Origin of the sequence: Amaricoccus macauensis (genome assembly GCF_049800915.1) — a bacterium.
GTDB classification, from domain to species: Bacteria; Pseudomonadota; Alphaproteobacteria; order Rhodobacterales; family Rhodobacteraceae; genus Amaricoccus; species Amaricoccus macauensis_A.
This window is the reverse complement of record NZ_JBNAFY010000004.1, coordinates 117,535-134,812: the sequence shown is the minus strand read 5'-3', so window position 1 is coordinate 134,812 and position 17,278 is coordinate 117,535. Positions and strand designations below refer to the sequence as shown.

General features: G+C 61.2%; 15 protein-coding genes. 6 read left to right on the top strand and 9 right to left on the bottom strand.

Translation table 11 applies throughout. From position 1 onward, the window contains the following. Positions 1 to 2 precede the first annotated feature (2 nt). Both ACP15W_RS11270 and ACP15W_RS11265 read left to right on the top strand, forming a co-directional pair. Positions 3 to 1,022, top strand: a complete 1,020-nt coding sequence (locus ACP15W_RS11270; protein ID WP_424932989.1) for a hypothetical protein — start codon at positions 3 to 5, stop codon at positions 1,020 to 1,022. Positions 1,023 to 1,067: 45 nt separating this feature from the next. Further along, positions 1,068 to 2,147 carry a flagellar basal body P-ring protein FlgI gene (locus ACP15W_RS11265; RefSeq protein WP_424933399.1) on the top strand — a complete coding sequence of 360 codons (1,080 nt, stop codon included), beginning with the start codon at positions 1,068 to 1,070 and terminating at the stop codon, positions 2,145 to 2,147. A gap of 94 nt (positions 2,148 to 2,241) precedes the next feature. Here the strand turns inward: ACP15W_RS11265 and ACP15W_RS11260 are convergent, their stop codons facing one another. Both ACP15W_RS11260 and ACP15W_RS11255 read right to left on the bottom strand, forming a co-directional pair. Further along, positions 2,242 to 3,228, bottom strand: coding sequence for a zinc-dependent alcohol dehydrogenase family protein (locus ACP15W_RS11260; protein WP_424932988.1), 987 nt, complete (start codon positions 3,226 to 3,228; stop codon positions 2,242 to 2,244). A 206-nt stretch (positions 3,229 to 3,434) separates the two neighbouring features. Further along, entirely contained in the window at positions 3,435 to 4,214 is a 780-nt protein-coding gene (locus tag ACP15W_RS11255; RefSeq protein WP_424932987.1) for a CmcJ/NvfI family oxidoreductase, read from the bottom strand. Between the two features lie 129 nt (positions 4,215 to 4,343). On the opposite strand from ACP15W_RS11255, the gene ACP15W_RS11250 reads away from it, so the two are divergent. After that, on the top strand, positions 4,344 to 5,249 hold the full coding sequence (locus tag ACP15W_RS11250; RefSeq protein WP_424932986.1) for a LysR family transcriptional regulator: 906 nt from the start codon (positions 4,344 to 4,346) through the stop codon (positions 5,247 to 5,249). Between the two features lie 243 nt (positions 5,250 to 5,492). Beyond that, complete coding sequence (locus ACP15W_RS11245; protein ID WP_424932985.1) at positions 5,493 to 5,729, top strand: hypothetical protein; 237 nt, start codon at positions 5,493 to 5,495, stop codon at positions 5,727 to 5,729. A 35-nt stretch (positions 5,730 to 5,764) separates the two neighbouring features. On the opposite strand, the gene ACP15W_RS11240 is transcribed toward ACP15W_RS11245, so the two are convergent. From ACP15W_RS11240 to ACP15W_RS11210, 7 genes are all read right to left on the bottom strand, one after another. Beyond that, positions 5,765 to 6,982 (bottom strand): argininosuccinate synthase, encoded by a 1,218-nt coding sequence (locus ACP15W_RS11240; protein ID WP_424932984.1) that lies wholly within the window; start codon positions 6,980 to 6,982, stop codon positions 5,765 to 5,767. A 70-nt stretch (positions 6,983 to 7,052) separates the two neighbouring features. Continuing rightward, on the bottom strand, positions 7,053 to 8,018 hold the full coding sequence (locus ACP15W_RS11235; RefSeq protein WP_424932983.1) for an ABC transporter ATP-binding protein: 966 nt from the start codon (positions 8,016 to 8,018) through the stop codon (positions 7,053 to 7,055). Beyond that, entirely contained in the window at positions 8,015 to 9,895 is a 1,881-nt protein-coding gene (locus tag ACP15W_RS11230) for a dipeptide/oligopeptide/nickel ABC transporter permease/ATP-binding protein (RefSeq protein WP_424932982.1), read from the bottom strand. The genes ACP15W_RS11235 and ACP15W_RS11230 overlap by 4 nt, the downstream gene beginning before the upstream one ends. After that, positions 9,892 to 10,839 carry an ABC transporter permease gene (locus ACP15W_RS11225; RefSeq protein ID WP_424932981.1) on the bottom strand — a complete coding sequence of 316 codons (948 nt, stop codon included), beginning with the start codon at positions 10,837 to 10,839 and terminating at the stop codon, positions 9,892 to 9,894. The genes ACP15W_RS11230 and ACP15W_RS11225 overlap by 4 nt, the downstream gene beginning before the upstream one ends. A 4-nt stretch (positions 10,840 to 10,843) precedes the next feature. After that, entirely contained in the window at positions 10,844 to 11,188 is a 345-nt protein-coding gene (locus ACP15W_RS11220) for an MmcQ/YjbR family DNA-binding protein (RefSeq protein WP_424932980.1), read from the bottom strand. Positions 11,189 to 11,192: 4 nt separating this feature from the next. Then, on the bottom strand, positions 11,193 to 12,770 hold the full coding sequence (locus tag ACP15W_RS11215) for an ABC transporter substrate-binding protein (protein WP_424932979.1): 1,578 nt from the start codon (positions 12,768 to 12,770) through the stop codon (positions 11,193 to 11,195). Positions 12,771 to 12,853: 83 nt separating this feature from the next. Beyond that, positions 12,854 to 14,101, bottom strand: a complete 1,248-nt coding sequence (locus ACP15W_RS11210) for a sarcosine oxidase subunit beta family protein (RefSeq protein ID WP_424933398.1) — start codon at positions 14,099 to 14,101, stop codon at positions 12,854 to 12,856. Positions 14,102 to 14,255: 154 nt separating this feature from the next. Between ACP15W_RS11210 and ACP15W_RS11205 the strand changes: the two genes are divergently transcribed. Next, positions 14,256 to 15,437 (top strand): TIGR03862 family flavoprotein, encoded by a 1,182-nt coding sequence (locus ACP15W_RS11205; protein WP_424932978.1) that lies wholly within the window; start codon positions 14,256 to 14,258, stop codon positions 15,435 to 15,437. A 134-nt stretch (positions 15,438 to 15,571) separates the two neighbouring features. Further along, complete coding sequence (locus ACP15W_RS11200; RefSeq protein WP_424932977.1) at positions 15,572 to 17,047, top strand: mechanosensitive ion channel family protein; 1,476 nt, start codon at positions 15,572 to 15,574, stop codon at positions 17,045 to 17,047. The last annotated feature ends 231 nt before the right edge of the window (positions 17,048 to 17,278 follow it).

The following is a 17,278-nucleotide window of genomic DNA, read 5'->3' as shown; positions in this document are numbered from 1 at the left end:
GGATGAAAGTCTATCACGGAACGGAAATGGCCCGTATGCAGGCCTTCCAGCGTCGCGCGGGGTCTATCCAGGAATCCCTGGATACCGCATCGAAGGAACTTTCCACGGGTCTCAAGACCGATCTGCACGAAGCAACCGGGGGCAACCTCGCCAAGCTTCACGGGATCGAACGCTCGCTGGCGCGCCAGGCCGCATACGAGCGCAACATCGTTCTTGTCGAGCAGCGGCTCGACGGTATGCAAGGTGCACTTGGCCGGGTCCAGGAGCCGCTCGCCGAGCTGTCGGTCGACATGGTCAGCGCCTCCGGTGCAGGCGATTACATTGGCGCAATGACACTCGCCGACGGCGCCCGCCTCGACTTCATCAATTCCGTTTCAGCCCTCAACGGGCAGTACAACGGTCAGACGCTTTTTGCCGGCGCAGAGCTTGACGGTGCGGCCCTCGCATCCGGTGCGACGATCCTCGCGGAGCTAGATGCGCTCGTCGCCGCAGATGCCACGGCAGCTGACGTGATCTCGACGGTGGAAGCGTATTTCGCAAAGACGCCCATGGCCGGTGCTTTCTATACCAACGGCTATCTCGGCTCGACGGACGACATGGGCGCTGTGGATGTCGGCGAGGACAACCGCATTGGCTTCGGTGCACGCGCGGACGACGATGAGATCGTTGCAATGCTGCAGGGGCTGGCTCTTTCGGCTGTCATTGCCGGTGGGGCTTTGACTGGCAACAGAGAAGAGCAGATGGATGTAATCGCCGAGTCCGGAGCTCAATTGCTGCAGGCAAACGAGGGCCTCATCGATTACATGAGTTCCATTGGGGTCTACCAGGAGCATGTGGAGACGGCGAAGGCCTACAACGTCGCCGAGACTGATGCGCTGGAACTTGCGAGGGTCGATCTGATTTCCGCAGATGCAACGGAAACGGCCACAGTGTTCCAGGCTCTCGAAGCGCAGCTAGAGACGGTCTACACGGTTACGGCGCGTCTCTCCAACCTCAGCTTCCTTAATCACATAGGTCGATAAATGGCCTTTCTGCGGGCGCTCGGAACATTCTTCGTCTTAGCTTTCATGGCGAGCGGCGGGCTTATGGGCCCGGCCGACGCCTCGCCTGCGCGTATCAAGGACCTCGTCGAAGTCGATGGCGTTCGGGGCAACGACCTGCTGGGCTACGGTCTGGTCGTGGGGCTCAACAACACCGGCGACAGTCTGCGGAACTCGCCATTCACGGAAGATGCCATAGTCAACCTGCTGGAACGGCTTGGCGTGAACGTAACGGGTGAGCAGCTTAGGGCGCGCAATGTCGCAGCGGTCCTCGTGACCGGTGTTCTGCCTCCCTTCGCTCGAGCGGGATCCCAGATCGATGTCAACGTCTCTGCCATAGGAGACGCGTCGAGCCTTATGGGCGGAACGCTTGTCATGACCCCACTCAATGCCGCCGATGGGCAGATCTACGCTGTCGCGCAGGGCTCGATCATCGCGGGCGGGGTAACTGCACAAGGCGAAGCCGCCACGGTGACACAGGGGGTTCCCACGTCCGGTATCGTGCCGAGTGGTGCGCGCGTCGAGCGTGAGGTCAGTTTCGATTTCACTCAGATGCGTGAAATGCGGCTCGCACTGCGGAACCCGGATTTCACCACGGCCGCTCGGATCGAGGCCGCGATCAACGAGGACATTGGTAGCCGGATCGCACGGATGGTCGATAGTGGCACGGTTCAGCTTGATCTGGCGTCTTTCGGGGTGTCCTCTCCCGCACGTCTGATTGCGCAGATCGAGAATATCGAGGTTCAAACCTCCACCAGGGCACGGGTTGTTGTCGACCAGCGCTCCGGCACGATAATACTGGGGCAGGATGTTCGGATAAGCCGGGTCGCGGTAACCCAGGGAAATCTGACCCTGCGTGTCGAGGAAGCGCCTCTCGTGGTTCAGCCAAATCCGTTCGCGGAGGGAGAAACCGTTGTGATCCCGCGCACCAATGCCGAGATCGAGGAAGATCCGGGCAACGGTCTGGCGATCGTCGAAACCTCGGTTTCGCTTCCGGAGGTCGTGGCGGGTCTGAACGCGCTTGGCGTTTCTGCACACGACATGATCGACATACTGAAATCGATAAAGGCGGCCGGCGCACTCCACGCGGAGTTCATCGTCCAATAATCCAACGTCTTTCAGTGGCTTGTCTGACGCCAGGGGGCGCATCGGCTTTCACCGAAGCGCCCCTATGGTTCTCAAACAATCAGCGAATGCAGCGTCAGACTTTGAGCACTACCTTGCCGATCGTCTCACCGCTTTGAAGGCGTTCGTAGGCTTCGTTCACCTCGGCAAGCGCAAATCTGCGCTCGTCCAGGATTGGCTTGACCGCGCCCGCGTCCACAAGTTCCGCCAGTTTGGACAGGATTTCGCCGTGTGCTTCGCGCCTTATGTTGTGCAGCATGGGCAAGAGCATGAAGATCACGTGCAGCGAGAGTCCCTTGAAATGCACAGGGTTGAGATCGAGTTCGAGCAGAGAAACCGTTGTCGCTATCTGGCCATTCAAGGCCGCGGCGGCGAAGGAATTCGTCAAATTCTTGCCGCCAACCGTATCGAAAACAACGTCGAAGCCCGCGCCACCCGTGTGCGATGCCACATAGTCGTCGATCTTCTCCACCATGAAGTCGATGGGTTTGGCGCCAAGTTGGGAGATCGTCGACAACTGGGCGTCTCCCGTTCCGGTGGACGAGACTTCGGCGCCCAAGTGCTTCGCGATCTGTATCGCTATGTGACCTACGCCTCCGGCACCCCCCTGAATCAGCACCTTTTGACCTGCTTTGACGGCCGAGCGTTCAAGGCCTTCCCAAGCGGTGATACCCACCAAAGGCAAAGCCGCTGCCTGGCGCATGTCGAGTGACTTCGGCTTCTTTGCGACAAGGCGGGCATCGGAAAGGATATACTCCGCCAATGCACCCCGTATGTCTGCCAGACCACCGGCGCAGCCGTAGACTTCATCGCCTTCCGCAAAGTCGGAAACGCCTTGGCCGACCTCTACGACTACGCCTGCAAAATCCATCCCCAACAGTGCCGGCAGGTCGGGAGAAAGCGGCAGATCCTTCCCCATGCTGCGGATCATGGTGTCGATGGTGTTGACACTCGTTGCCTTGATACGGACGACAACATGGCCTCCCTTGACCGCCGGGCGCGGCAGGTCCGCCGGAGTGAAGCGGGCTTCGGGGCCGTATTCATTCAAGGTCATGGTCTGCATAGGTAGCTCCTACTAATTGATCCCTGAACTCGATATACGGCGCATGGAGAGGAATAAAATCGGCGGAAAATTGATTTCAGTTTTCCGATTCTCGGGATAATTTGGGCGAGAAGGGAGCTTTTTTGTCCTCCCCAAACGCCCGATCCTGAGCTGGTTCGGAGAAATTGTCCGTCGTCGGCAGTATCACCGGCCCAAGAGAAGCCAATTCAAAACCGAACCACTGTGCGGCCTTCGATGCTCTTGCGGATTGATGAGATGCTCGGATCTTCAATGAGATCGATGGCGCTATGCCCAACGGACGGGCGGCCGGAGTTATCGTAGATGTTGAAGTACACAACCTCATCCGGCTTCATGCGAGATGTATAGACCCATTCATGTCGGTCGTTGGCTGCAAGCCCCATGATGTATCCGCGGCGTCCCGGATATATCAGGTCGATCTGGACCCAATCGTCTGGTTCGACGGTAGAAGGGCGAAGAAAACCAAGCGGAGCGCTGTTTATGGGGTTCTCGATTGGCCGCCAGATATTGATGAAAGCGTAATGACCGCCAGACCATTCGGCGGCACGTTCGGGCCCAAGGATGTCGACAAGGCGCTTTTCTGCTCCGCTGCGGCTGTAGTCGCTATGCACGTTTCGTGCAGGGCGCCTTTCTGAATTGGGATCATCGGTCCGGATTGTGTGATCGAAGGTCTCGACTTGTCGCGCTCCGATTTCACTATGGAGCAAATCGATAATTTCGCAGTTGTATGGCGATTCCCAAGCGCCCGTATCGTCGAAGTTGTTCACGTTTGACGGGGCTGCGAGATATGCGAATCCGTCATCGGCAAAATTTGCTGAAACGCCCCCATTTCGTAGGTCTGACAGTTGGACAATAGTTGGTTTCAACTCCGGTGACAGAACGTTACCGGGAATGCCGCCTGCATCGATCGTGAATGCTTGGCGTTCGGGTTTTTGCACATGATAGTTGACCGTTCCTGTCTTTGCCATGATCCGTCTCCCAACGAGTTTTCGTATTTCGGCTGTTGACCGCGGCCGACTGGTCAAAAATAAGCCTTGAGAAAGTGGAGAGAAACGAGGGAGAATGCGCTTCTCTTTTCGGAAATCGAATATAATAAAATGGATACAGACAATCTTCGTCTATTCGTGATGGCGGCCGAGCGACTGAATATCAGTCGAGCGGGGCGTGATCTTGGTCTTGCTCCTGCGGTTGCCAGCGCGCGGCTTGCAAAGCTCGAGCAGGAACTGGGGGTGGAACTCATGCGGAGGACCACCCGGAAGGTTGCTCTCTCCTTGGAGGGGTCTGACTTCCTTCCCTACGCGCGGGAAATACTCGCGCAAGCGGACGCTGCGCGAGCGGCATTGGGAGTGGCCGAAGCGGGGCCGAAGGGAACACTGCGTTTCGCGGCGCCGAGCAGCTTTGCGCAGTTGCACATCATGCCGCTAATTCCCGAGTTCCAATCGATTTATGCAGACCTGACCTTGGACCTGCGATTGTCCGATACTCGGGTAGATGCCATTGAGGGCAGTTTTGATCTGGCCTTGCGAAGTGCGCCCCTTGCGGACAGCAGCCTGAAAGGACGTAAACTGTCTGACGACACACGAATTCTGTGTGCCTCGCCAGCCTACCTGAATGCGGCCGGCATGCCGGACAGACCCGAAGACCTGTCCGGTCATGCGTTCATTGCCTGGTCCAACCTCGAGCCGCGCGAACTGATCAATAGCACGGGCGATGTGGCCACACTTGATCCGGGCAGGATGGACTGCAGGGCTATTGTTGATGACGGTGATGCGCAGCGCGAGGCCACCCTTGCGGGGGCCGGTATCTCGATGAACTCGCTTTGGAGCGTGTCGCACGAAATTGCAGCCGGGAGACTTCTCCGGGTTTGTTCCGGCTGGAAGATGAACGACCGCTCCGTGCTTTGGCTTGTCTATCCGCGGTCGAATGTGCTGACGCCGAAGACGCGGATATTCATGGACTTCCTGATCGAACGCCTTGGCAATCGCGCCGAGTGGAGCGGTTAGGTCCGTCTTGCCAATTAGGGTGGAGACGTTTCGGACAGGTGCCGGAACAGGCGAATGGAGTAATCTGAAGCAGTTGGGGGTTTCTTCACCAAACCGGGCTTAGGGTTGCTCTACAAGGAGAAGGCATTAGCCCGAGCAGTCAGAATGGAACTGGCGCAGGCCAGATAGTTGGTCGTGCAGGCAGTTCTCTGGTGTCGATATGCGGGTCGGTGCAGCGCGCCTCGCCCCTTGGAGTAACGGGTAATGGGCTTGATGCTGGTCAACGGAGCAATGGCAGACGATGTGCCCCGTCTTTCGGATGTGAGGGCGGCAATCGTTCGTGAGGAACGCGAGCGTTGCATTGGAATAGCGCTTGAACGGGCGCGAGAGTTTGCGCTCGCGGCCGACAAGTATGATCCGCACAGCGAGCTGGCGGATGATCTCCTGCGAAAGTCGGCCGCAGCGATTGCGGTTGCCGAGGCTCTGCGCTCGAAGAGCTAGAGCCGGACAGGGTTCCTTGAGCCCGGGGGCGGCTCTTAGCTCCGGTCGCGCGCGCCGAGCAGTTTGAGTCTCAGGGCGTTAAGGCGGATGAAACCGGCTGCGTCCTTCTGGTCATAGGCCCCGGCGTCTTCCTCGAAGGTCACATGTGCCTCGGAATAGAGGGATTGGTCTGACCAGCGACCCACAACGTTCACCGATCCCTTGTAGAGTTTGAGCCGAACCGTGCCGGAGACGTTTTCCTGGCTCTTGTCGATGGCTGCCTGGAGCATCTCGCGCTCGGGGGAGAACCAGAAGCCGTTGTAGATGAGTTCGGCATAGCGCGGCATCAGTTCGTCCTTGAGATGACCTGCGCCCCGATCAAGGGTGATCTGCTCGATGCCGCGGTGAGCCATCAGCAGCACGGTGCCACCGGGCGTCTCATAGATGCCGCGGGATTTCATTCCGACGAAGCGGTTTTCCACGAGATCCAGCCGTCCGATGCCGTGCTTGCCGCCGACCTCGTTGAGTTTGGTCAGTAGGGTCGCGGGCGACATCGCCTCGCCATTGATCGAAACGGCATCGCCCTTTTCGAAGCCCACTTCGATATATTCGGGAGTGTCGGGCGCCTTCTCCGGATCAACGGTGCGCTGGTAGACGTAGGCCGGTGCCTCTTCGGCCGGGTCTTCCAGAACCTTGCCTTCGGAGGAGGTGTGCAGCAGGTTCGCGTCCACCGAGAAGGGGGCCTCGCCGCGCTTGTCCTTGGCGATGGGGATCTGGTTCTGCTCAGCAAACTCCAGCAATTTCGTACGGGAGGAGAGGTCCCATTCCCGCCACGGGGCGATGACCTTGATGGCGGGGTTGAGCGCATAGGCCGAAAGTTCGAAGCGGACCTGATCGTTGCCCTTGCCGGTTGCACCATGTGCCACCGCATCGGCCCCGGTTTCGGCGGCGATTTCCACGAGGCGCTTGGAGATCAGCGGCCGGGCGATGGAGGTGCCGAGCAGGTAGAGGCCCTCATAGAGCGTGTTGGCGCGGAACATCGGGAAGACGAAATCGCGGACGAACTCCTCTCGCACGTCCTCGATGAAAATGTTCTCGGGCTTGATACCAAGCAACTCGGCCTTCTTTCGCGCGGGATCGAGCTCTTCGCCCTGGCCGAGATCGGCAGTGAAGGTGACCACCTCGCAGCCGTATTCGGTCTGGAGCCACTTGAGGATGATCGAGGTGTCCAGTCCGCCGGAATAGGCGAGAACGACCTTCTTCGGTGCCGACATGGGAAACCCTCCGCTAATCTCGAGACAGGGGCCGTCTAGGGCGTTTCCGTGGGAGGGGCAAGACCGGTCGTCACAATGGGTGCAGACAGGCCGCACTGTGACCTGGGGCAATTTCCCGAAGCGCAGGGGGCGCGGCGCGGCATTCGGACGTCGCGCGCGGGCAGCGGGCCGCGAAGGCGCAACCGGGAGGTGGGTTGAGCGGATCGGGCAACTCGGCCGTCTCGTCCTCGCCTCCGCCGAGCGGCTTGCCGACCTGCGGCGCGCTGCGTGCCAGAAGCTCGGTGTAGGGATGGCGGGGACGGGCGAAGATCGCTTCTGCCCGGCCAATCTCCACCACCCGGCCGAAATAAAGCACGGCCACCCGGTCGCTGACCGCCTCGACTACTGCAAGGTCATGCGAGATAAAGAGATAGGTGAGGTCGAATTCCTTGCGCAGATCGGCGAGCAGGTTGAGCACCTGGGCCTGGACCGAGACGTCAAGCGCGGAGACAGGTTCGTCGAGAACGAGAATGCGGGGGGAGGCGGCCAGCGCGCGGGCGATGCCGATCCGCTGCGCCTGGCCGCCGGAAAACTCGTGCGGGTAGCGGTCGAGGAATTCGGGGCGGAGATTCACTGCGTCGAACAGCTCGGCGATGCGTGCCTTGCGGGCAGCGGCATCAAGCCCGAGCAGATGCCTCAGGGGGGCCTCCAGGATCTGACGAATGGTCTTTCGGGGGTTGAGCGACGAAATCGGATCCTGGAAGACGTATTGTATGAGCTTGCCGAAACTCGCCGGGTCCCCGGTCTGGTCCGAGAGATCGCGCCCCTCCATGCGGATGGCCCCCGTGGATGGCTTCAGGAGGCCTACGAGCATCCGGGCGAGCGTTGACTTGCCGCAACCGGACTCGCCCACGATGCCGAGCGTTTCTCCCTTGGGCACCGTGACGCTCACGTCCTGCACGGCATGGACCGCCGGGAGCGGCTTGCCGAGGCCGGCCCAGCTCCTGCCGCCGCCGAAGGTCTTGCAAAGCTCCTCGATTTCAAGCGCTGCGCTCATGCGGACACCTCCTCGGGAAAGAGACAGCGGACAGCACGATTCGCGGCGGGTTCGAGCGGAATAATGCCCCGGCGGCATTCGTCCTGCGCCTTGGGGCAGCGCGGCGCAAAGGCGCAGCCCGGGGGTAGGTCATCAACGGGGGGCGGCAGGCCAGGAATGGCCGCGAGCTTCCGCCGACCCTCGCCCAGTTCCGGCACGCACTCGATGAGCCGCTTGGTGTAGGGATGGGCAGGGCTCTCGAGGACCTCTGCCGTCGGGCCGGTCTCGACGATGCGCCCGGCATACATCACCGCGACGCGGTCGCAGAGCTGGCCGACCACACCGAAATCATGGGTGATGAAGACGAGGGCAAGATCGCGCTCGCGGCGCAATTCGTCCAAGAGCGCCAGCACCTGTGCCTGAACCGTAACGTCGAGCGCGGTGGTGGGCTCGTCGGCGATAATGAGGTCAGGATCGTTCGCCAGCGCGAGAGCAATACCTACACGCTGGCGCATGCCGCCCGAGAGTTCGTGGGGATAGGATTTCGCGCGGGCCGCGGCGTTGGGGATGCGCACGCGGGTGAGCAGCGAAACGGAATGATCCCAAGCTTCCTGCCGGGGAACGGTGCGGTGGGCGCGGATCGCCTCGACCATCTGATCGCCGATGGAATAGAGCGGGTGCAGCGTGGCGAGCGGGTCCTGAAAGATGTAGGAGACGCGGCCGCCGCGCAGCTTGCGCAGCCCCTCGCCGGGCATGGTGAGCGTGTCCTTGCCGTCAATATCGACCTTGCCGCCGGTGATCACTCCGGGCGGCGAGGCCACGAGGCGCATGAGTGAAAGCGCGGTCACGGATTTTCCGGAGCCCGACTCGCCAATCAACCCGAGGCATTCGCCGGGGCGCACCGCGAGGTCGACGCCGTCAACCGCGCGGTAGGTCCGGGGGCCGACGTGGAACTGGGTCTGGAGGTTCGAGACGGTGAGCAGGGTGCTGCCATCCCTGGCGACGGTGTTATCCTGGCCGCCGCCATCGATCTTGACCGTGGTTGCGGCGGCAGGCCGGGAAAGCGCGCCGGAACGCAGGCGGGGATCCAGCGCGTCGCGGATGCCGTCGCCCAGGAGGTTCACACTCATCACGATGAGAAAGATCATTGCACCCGGCACGATGGACGCGTGCGGCGCGTTGATCAGAAGCTTGCGTCCTTCGCCCAGCATCGAGCCGAGATCCGCCTGGGGCGGCTGGGAGCCGAGGCCGAGAAAAGAGAGGCCCGCGGTCTCGAGGATCATCCAGCCGATGGTGGTGGACATGGCAATCACGATCACGGGCAGGACGTTCGGCAGGATTTCGGAGGCAATTATACGAAAATTGCTCATGCCGGACAGCCGCGCCGCATCGACGAATTCGCGGTGCGCGAGGCTCACCGTGACGCCGCGGATGTTGCGGGCAAAGAACGGCACGTTGACGATGGCGACGGCATAGAGCGCGTTCACGAGCCCGGGTCCGAGTGCCGCGACGATGGCGAGCGCGAGCAGGATGTAGGGAAACGCCATCAGCATGTCGACGCCGCGCATGATGAGATTGTCGGTGCGCCCGCCGAAGAAGCCCGAGACGATCCCGAGGGTGGAGCCGATGGCCGCGGCGATGACGGCGGCTGCGATGCCCACCGCGAGGCTGAGCCGTGTGCCCCATACGAGTCTTGCGAGCAGATCGCGCCCCAAATGGTCGGTGCCGAGCCAGGCGCCCGGGGTGAACGGCGGGATCAGTCGGTTGGCCGGGTTAGTCGCGTTCGGGTCGGCGAGTGGCAGGATCGGGGCCGCCAGCGCAATAAGGATGACGAAGGCGATTACGATGCCGCCGAAGGCCGCAAGGCGGTTGCGCCAGATGAGCGAAATCGTCTTCATGTTTTTACCCGCGGGTCGAGCCAGCTCTGAGCAAGATCGGCCAGGAGGTTGAAGAGCACGTAGCTCGCCGCCACCACCAGCACGCCGCCCTGCACCAGCAGGATGTCCCGGGTCGAGATGGCCGTGACCAGCATTGAACCGACGCCGGGCCACTGGAAGACGGTCTCGATATAGACGGCACCTCCAAGCACGAAACCGGCCTGCACCCCGATCACCGGGATGATCGAGACGAGGGCGGCGCGGAAGGCATGGCCGTAGAGCACGCGGGACTCTGTGAGGCCCTTGGCGCGGGCGGTGCGGATGAAATCCTGGCGCAGCACTTCGAGCATGGCCGAGCGGGTGAGCCGCGCGATCACGCCGGTCGCCACCACCGCCAGCGTCGTGGCGGGCAGGATGAGATGCAACAGAAGGTCGGGCAGATCGCCTCCGCCGTAGATCGCATACATCCCGCTTGCGGGCAGCCAGCGGAGCTTCACCGCGAAGAGCAGGATCAGCAGGAGGCCGAGCCAGAACGACGGGATCGAGATCCCGATGAGCACTACGAAGGTCAGCACCTTGTCCACCGCCCCGTATTGCCGCGCAGCCGTCCAAATGCCGATCAGAAGGCCAAAGATCGTGCAGAGAACAAGTGCCGTGCCGGCGAGAACCAGGGTGGCAGAAAATCGTTCCACCACCTCGTCGATCACCGGACGGTTGAGGCTGTAGGAACGGCCGAAATCGCCCTGGAGCATGTTGCCGAGCCATATGAGGTATTGGTTGACCAAGGGCCTGTCGAGACCAAGATCCCGGTTGATGCGTTCGACATTCTCCGGCGTTGCATAGGCCCCGAGAATGGCCATTGCCGGATCGCCGGGGATCATCGCCATGATGGCAAAGACTATGACGGTTAGACCCAAAAGCACGGGGATCAGCGCGAGAACGCGTTTCAATGCGTAGGCGAGCATTGGTTTACTCCAGTTGCGCAGCGAGCTTCCTGGGGGCGATCATCTTGTAGCTCCGCCGAATATGAGCTTCGACCTCGTCCCATTGCTCAACGCGCGTGAGCCGCAAACCGATCCATCCCATTTTGCCGACATAGGGCGGGCGGAAATAGAGCGCGGGGTTTGCGTCCATGAGGATCTCCTGTGCGCCCTCCGGTGCCTTCATCCAGGCCGAAAGTGCGCCATCGCCCCGTTTGATCATGACAAAGATCTTGTCGCGTATACGAAACGTCGGATCACCCCAGGCCTCTTTCTCGGTGGCCTGGGGCAGTGCGAGGCAGATGCGCCGCACGTGTTCGATGACGTCGTCCAAGGATCTAGCCCTTGGTCACATCCTTCAGGAGCAGAAAGAAGGAGGGCTGGAGTTTGAAGCCCTCTACCATGTCTGTCGTGGCAGCGTTCTGCTTCCAGTTGGCAACAAAGGCCCAAGGTGCATCATCCTGCACGATCGCCTGCATTTCCTTGTAGAGGCTCGCGCGTTCCTCCTGGCTGGTCGAAAGCCTGGCCTTCTCGAGGATCTCATCCACGATGGGGTTGGAGTAGTAGCCCGAATTGAACCCGCCTGCATCCGGCCAAGCCTCGGTACGAAGCGCGAGATAGGGCAGGGTATCGGGGTCGTTGGTCATCCAGGCCATCTCGGCCATATCCGCCTTGCCCTCCAGTCCCGGATTTACCTCGGCGAGGAAGGTGTTCCACTCGTAGGTCTCGATCTTCACATCTAGCCCCACTTCGGCGAGATCCGCCTGAATTGCCGTTCCCATGGGAATGGGATCAAGCATACCGGAGCCGCCCTCAGTGACGAAGAAGGTGATCTCTGCGCCCTCCGCGCCTGCTTCTGCGATCAGTGCGCGGGCCCGTTCGGGGTCGTGGGGGTAGGGCTGAAGCGACTCGTTGTAGGCCCAGGCAAAGGCGGGCGGCGTTGGTCCGGCCGCAACCTCGGCCGTTCCCTGAAGAACGTTTTCGACGAGGCTTTGCTTGTCGATGGCGTAATTGACGGCCTGACGGACACGCTTGTCCGCCATTGGGCCTTCCTTGGTGTTCAGAATCAGGAACCAGAGGTGCGGGCCGGACTGCTCGTGGAGCTGAAAGCCGTTGCCGTCAAAGGTCGGCACATTGTCGGGGGGGATCTCGACCATCAGGTCAATCCCGCCAGCGAGCATTTCCGATACCCGGGTGTTGGCGTCCGTAAGCGGGCGGAAGACGACAGCCTCCAGACCGGGTGTACCGTCCCAGTAATTCTCGTTGCGAGTCACTACAACGCGAGAGTTCGACTGCCACTCCTCGAACTTGTAGGGGCCAGTCCCGGCCGGGTTTCGGCCAAAATCCTGTCCGTGCTCTTCGACAGCCGAAGGCGAGACGATTAGGCCGGTCGCATAGGCGAGATTAGAGAGGAACGGCGCATAGGGCTCGCTGAGTGTGAAGGTGACGGTTGTCTCGTCTACTGCTTCTACATCCGCCACGGAAGAGAAGAAGAAGGACAGGGGAAACGGTCCGGTGTCGTAATAAGGGTGCTCCTCGTCGAGCATGCGGTCAAAGTTGAAGACCACGGCTTCGGCGTTGAACGGTGTGCCATCATGGAAGCTGATGCCTTCACGCAGCTTGAACGTATATGTCAGCCCGTCCTCGCTCACTTCCCAGCTTTCGGCGAGCGCGGGTTCGACCTCGAGTGTGCCGTCTGCGTATCTCACCAGCCCGTCATAGATGTTCATGACGATGCGGAAGTCGTTTGCGGCGGTTACCGCGTGGGGGTCGAGCGATTTCGGTTCGGCGACCTGCCCGACCGCAAGCACGCCCGGTGGTGTCTGAGCGACTGCCAAGGGGGCAGCAAGGGCAAGTGTGGACGCAATGGCAATGAGTGAAAGGGTCATGCGCCGGGTGGCGCGACAATGCAGCATGGAAGCCTCCGTTGTGGCGGCACCGAGTTTGTCACGCTGAGATCAAAGTGCAAGGCTTGCGGCCAACCGATCCGACGTGAACTCTAATGCGCTACAGCGGCAGCCACGCTCTCGTCGATCATGCGACCTTCACGGAACCGGTCGAGCGAGAAGGGCGCGGCAAGGTCGCCCGGCTCGCCCTTGGCCAGCATCTCGGCTGTCGCCCAGCCCGAGCCCGGAATGGCCTTGAACCCGCCCGTGCCCCAGCCGCAGTTGATGAATATTCCCGGCACCGGTGTCTTGCCGATGATGGGCGAGCGGTCACCGGTCATGTCGACGATGCCGCCCCATTTGCGCAGCATCTTCATTCGAGAGATGGGCGGGAACATCTCGACAAGAGCGCGCAAGGTTTCCTCGATGTGCTGGAAACTGCCGCGTTGGGTATAGTTGTTGAACCCGTCCGCGCCGCCGCCAATCACCAATTCGCCCTTGTCGGACTGGCTGATGTAGCCGTGCACGGTGTTGGCCATGATGACGCAGTCGATCATCGGCTTGACCGGTTCAGATACGAGCGCCTGAAGCGCGACGCTCTCGATGGGCAGGCGGAAGCCCGCCATGTCCGCGAGCACGCCCGAGGAGCCTGCAACAACGATGCAGAGCTTCTTGCAGTAGATCGGGCCCTTCGTGGTCTGTACGCCCGTGACGCCATTGGCATCACGGTCTACGCCCGTCACCTCGCAGTTCTGGATGATGTGCACGCCCATGTCGGAGGCCGCACGAGCATATCCCCAGGCGACTGCATCATGGCGCGCGGTGCCTGCGCGTTCCTGCCAGAGCCCTCCCAGCACGGGGTAGCGCGGGCCGTGGAGATTGATGATGGGAACGATTTCCTTGATCCGCTCCGGGCTCACCATCTCGGTTTCGATACCGGCCAACCGGTTGGCATGCCATGTGCGCTTCCAGGCCCGCATCTCGTGTTCGGTCTGGCCAAGCATCAGCACGCCGCGCGGCGAGAACATGATGTTGAAGTTGAGGTCCTGGCTCAGGGTTTCATAGAGCGAGCGGGCCTTCTCGAAGATGGCCGTCGATGGCGGGCGGAGGTAGTTCGAGCGGATGATCGTGGTATTGCGGCCCGTATTGCCGCCGCCGAGCCAGCCCTTTTCAAGCACCGCCACGTTCTTCACGCCATGGTTCTTCGCCAGGTAGTAGGCCGTGGCAAGACCATGGCCACCAGCGCCAACGATGACCACGTCATAGCCCGGCTTCGGCTCAGGCGAGCCCCAGGCCTCTCCCCATCCGGAATGGTGGCGCAGAGCTTCGCGAGCGATGGCAAAGGCGGAATAGCGACGCATGGGCGGATGGGCTCCCGGAACTCGAAAGGTGATGCTCTCCCTAATGACAAAGCCGCGCATTGTCGCCAACACCGCGAGCGCCGCTTGTGGGTCGGTTCCCGACATTCCTGCCATGCTCCTTGCGTCGCGGAGAAGCTTCGGCCATGAGCGACCCATGGAAGATGTCCCCGCCCTTGTTATTGGAGGTGGCCCGGCCGGCCTCATGGCGGCTGAGGCGCTGACCGACGCAGGGCACAATGTAACCTTGATGGACGCCAAGCCATCGGTCGGGCGCAAATTCCTTATGGCGGGAAAGTCAGGCCTCAATCTGACCAAGGATGAAAATTCGTCTACATTCATCACGCGCTATACCGACGGCGCCGACTGGCTTGCGCCAATGATTCGTGCCTTCGGGCCACAGGACGTGCGCGCCTGGGCCGATGAACTCGGAGCAGACACGTTCGCTGGCTCCTCCGGCCGTGTCTTTCCAAAGGCAATGAAAGCCTCTCCTCTCCTGCGCGCCTGGCTTGCGCGCCTCAATCAACGGGGGCTTTCGGTTCGCACCAACTGGCGTTGGGTGAGGCTATCCGGAGGCGTGTTCGCTTTCGAGACGCCTGACGGACGGTGCGAGGTCCGCCCAAGGGTGGCCGTTCTGTCTCTCGGCGGAGCATCCTGGCCGCGACTCGGCTCGGATGGCGCCTGGCAGGACATCCTGGTGCAGTCCGGTGTCCGGACCATGCCCTTCAAGCCCTCCAATGTCGGTTTCGCCGTGGAATGGTCAGATCACATGGCGCGGCATTTTGGTGCAGCCGTTAAGCCTGTTGTGCTTTTGGCCGGGGGGCAGCGCATTCAGGGTGAATTCGTGATCTCCTCGCGCGGGGTGGAAGGAGGCGGGATCTATGCGGTCTCCCACCATTTGCGCGAAGGTGCAGGGCTTGCGCTCGATCTGGTTCCCGATCGGACGCGCGACGATGTGGAGGCGCGGCTTGCCAGGCCGCGTGGCAAACTCTCGATTTCCAATCATCTGCGCCGGGTGCTCAGCCTTTCCGCGGTCAAGATCGCGCTTGTCAGGGAGTGCGCGCCTGAGGCTCTTGCATCGCCCCAGGAAATGGCCAGGGCCCTCAAGGCGCTTCCACTGCCGATCACTGGCCCACATCCCATCGCCGAGGCCATTTCAACCGCGGGAGGCGTCGCCCGTGCTTCATTGGATGACGATCTGATGCTTCGCGCGTTGCCCGGTGTCTTCTGCGCCGGCGAGATGCTCGATTGGGACGCCCCGACGGGGGGCTACCTGCTAACTGCCTGCCTCGCCACTGGACGTTGGGTAGGTGCCGCGGCGGCTCGTTACCTGGAATGACCTAGCCGTGTCGCAATTTTGCCGGCGGCGTAATACTCTGCATTTCCAATGTTTCCTCGCTCGTTGGGTTGAAGTTGAAAGGGGCAATTGCTAAGGGCGCCTTCCCAGTCAATCTACCGCAGGGGGAATGCGGAATGAAATTAGTCGCCTTCGCAAGGCATTTACTCACAATCCTATTTCTCGTTCTGGCTTGTAGTTGGACGATTGTTCCGGCTCTGGCGCAAGAGGAGGATCCCGCCTCCACCGAGGCGCCTACCGACAGCGGCGAGACCACTGCCGACTCGGAACCTGCGCCTGAAGAGGATGGACCAAGTTTCGATGTGCGTCTGACTGATCCGGAAACGGATATGGAGGCGTTCAACCTGTTGCTCCAACCTCTGACTGTTGACGATCTGGCGGCTCTGGCCGGCGAATGGCAAGGTTTTGCCCGAGACCAGACCGAGACGCTTGTGGAGGCGAAGGTAGAAGCGATTTCCTCGGATCAGGACGCGAATGCCGACGAGCTTGATGCCCTGACAGAAACCCGCGGCTTGATCTTTGCCAAATATGAAGCCGTACTTGATCAGTGGGAAAAGAAGGGCGGAGATCCGGCCGAAATCGAGACCTTCCGAACCTATCGGCGCTCGATCCTGGTCGAAGAACAGCGAACCCAAGATGTCGAGACACTGGCTCGCCGTGCGCTTGCCTGGGCGCTGGATCGGGACGGCGGTCTGCATCTGGTGATCCAAGTCGGAATCATTTTGGGCGCACTCTTTGTTCTTGCGCTTGTTGCGGGCACCGTGCGGCGGATCGCACGACGCTGGATCGGGCAGGTGCCAAATCTCTCCAAACTGTTGCAGGCCTTCATCGTCACGCTGATCTACTGGATCACCATGGCGATCGGACTGATGGTGGTGCTTTCGAGCCTCGGTATCGACATCACGCCTGTATTTGCCTTGATCGGTGGTGCTTCCTTCATCATCGCCTTTGCCATGCAGGACACGCTCGGCAACCTTGCGGCCGGCCTGATGATCATGATCAACCGCCCCTTCGATGAAGGTGACTATGTTGATATCGGCGGTGTCGGCGGTACGGTGAAATCGGTCTCCATCGTATCAACGACCGTGACCACCCCCGACAACCAGGTGATCGTGGTGCCGAACTCTTCTGTTTGGGGCAACGTGATTACCAACGTCACGGCAAGCCCGACACGCCGCGTGGACCTGGTCTTTGGCATCGGCTACGACGATTCCATTGAGGATGCGCAGCGGGTTCTCGAGGAGGTCGTTCAGGCGCATCCGATGACCCTCGCAGACCCCGCGCCGGTGATCCGGGTCAATGAGCTTGGCGCGAGTTCGGTTGACTTCGTCTGTCGGCCTTGGGTGAACAGCGCCGACTACTGGACTGTCTATTGGGATCTCACCCGGCAGGTTAAGGAAGCCTTCGACAAAAACGGCATCTCGATTCCCTATCCGCAGACCGACATGCACGTTCATATGGACAATGCCGCGGCACCACTGCCGATCGCGCAGGCGGGGTCCGGCACTTCAGGCACCGGCCGGCCAGCCGGTGCCCCGGACTACGCAACCGGCGATGACGGTTACTCCTCGGACGATACAGAAACGTCCTGACCTCTGCGTGGGTCCGGGGGCATGCGCTTTCGGACCCACGGCTGCAAGCCGCCATGGCTCCGAATTCCCCCTCGCGTCGCAGTCGAGATATGGAATGACGGGTCTGGTCGTTTCCGCTCCGCAACGCTGTGCGATTTGAAGGGCATACTTGCCTTCTGCCGGGGCTTCCTATGCTTGCCAATCTTTCACTCCGTTTTCCGGCCGGTCCCGCACGTCGCCGTGCTTGGATTT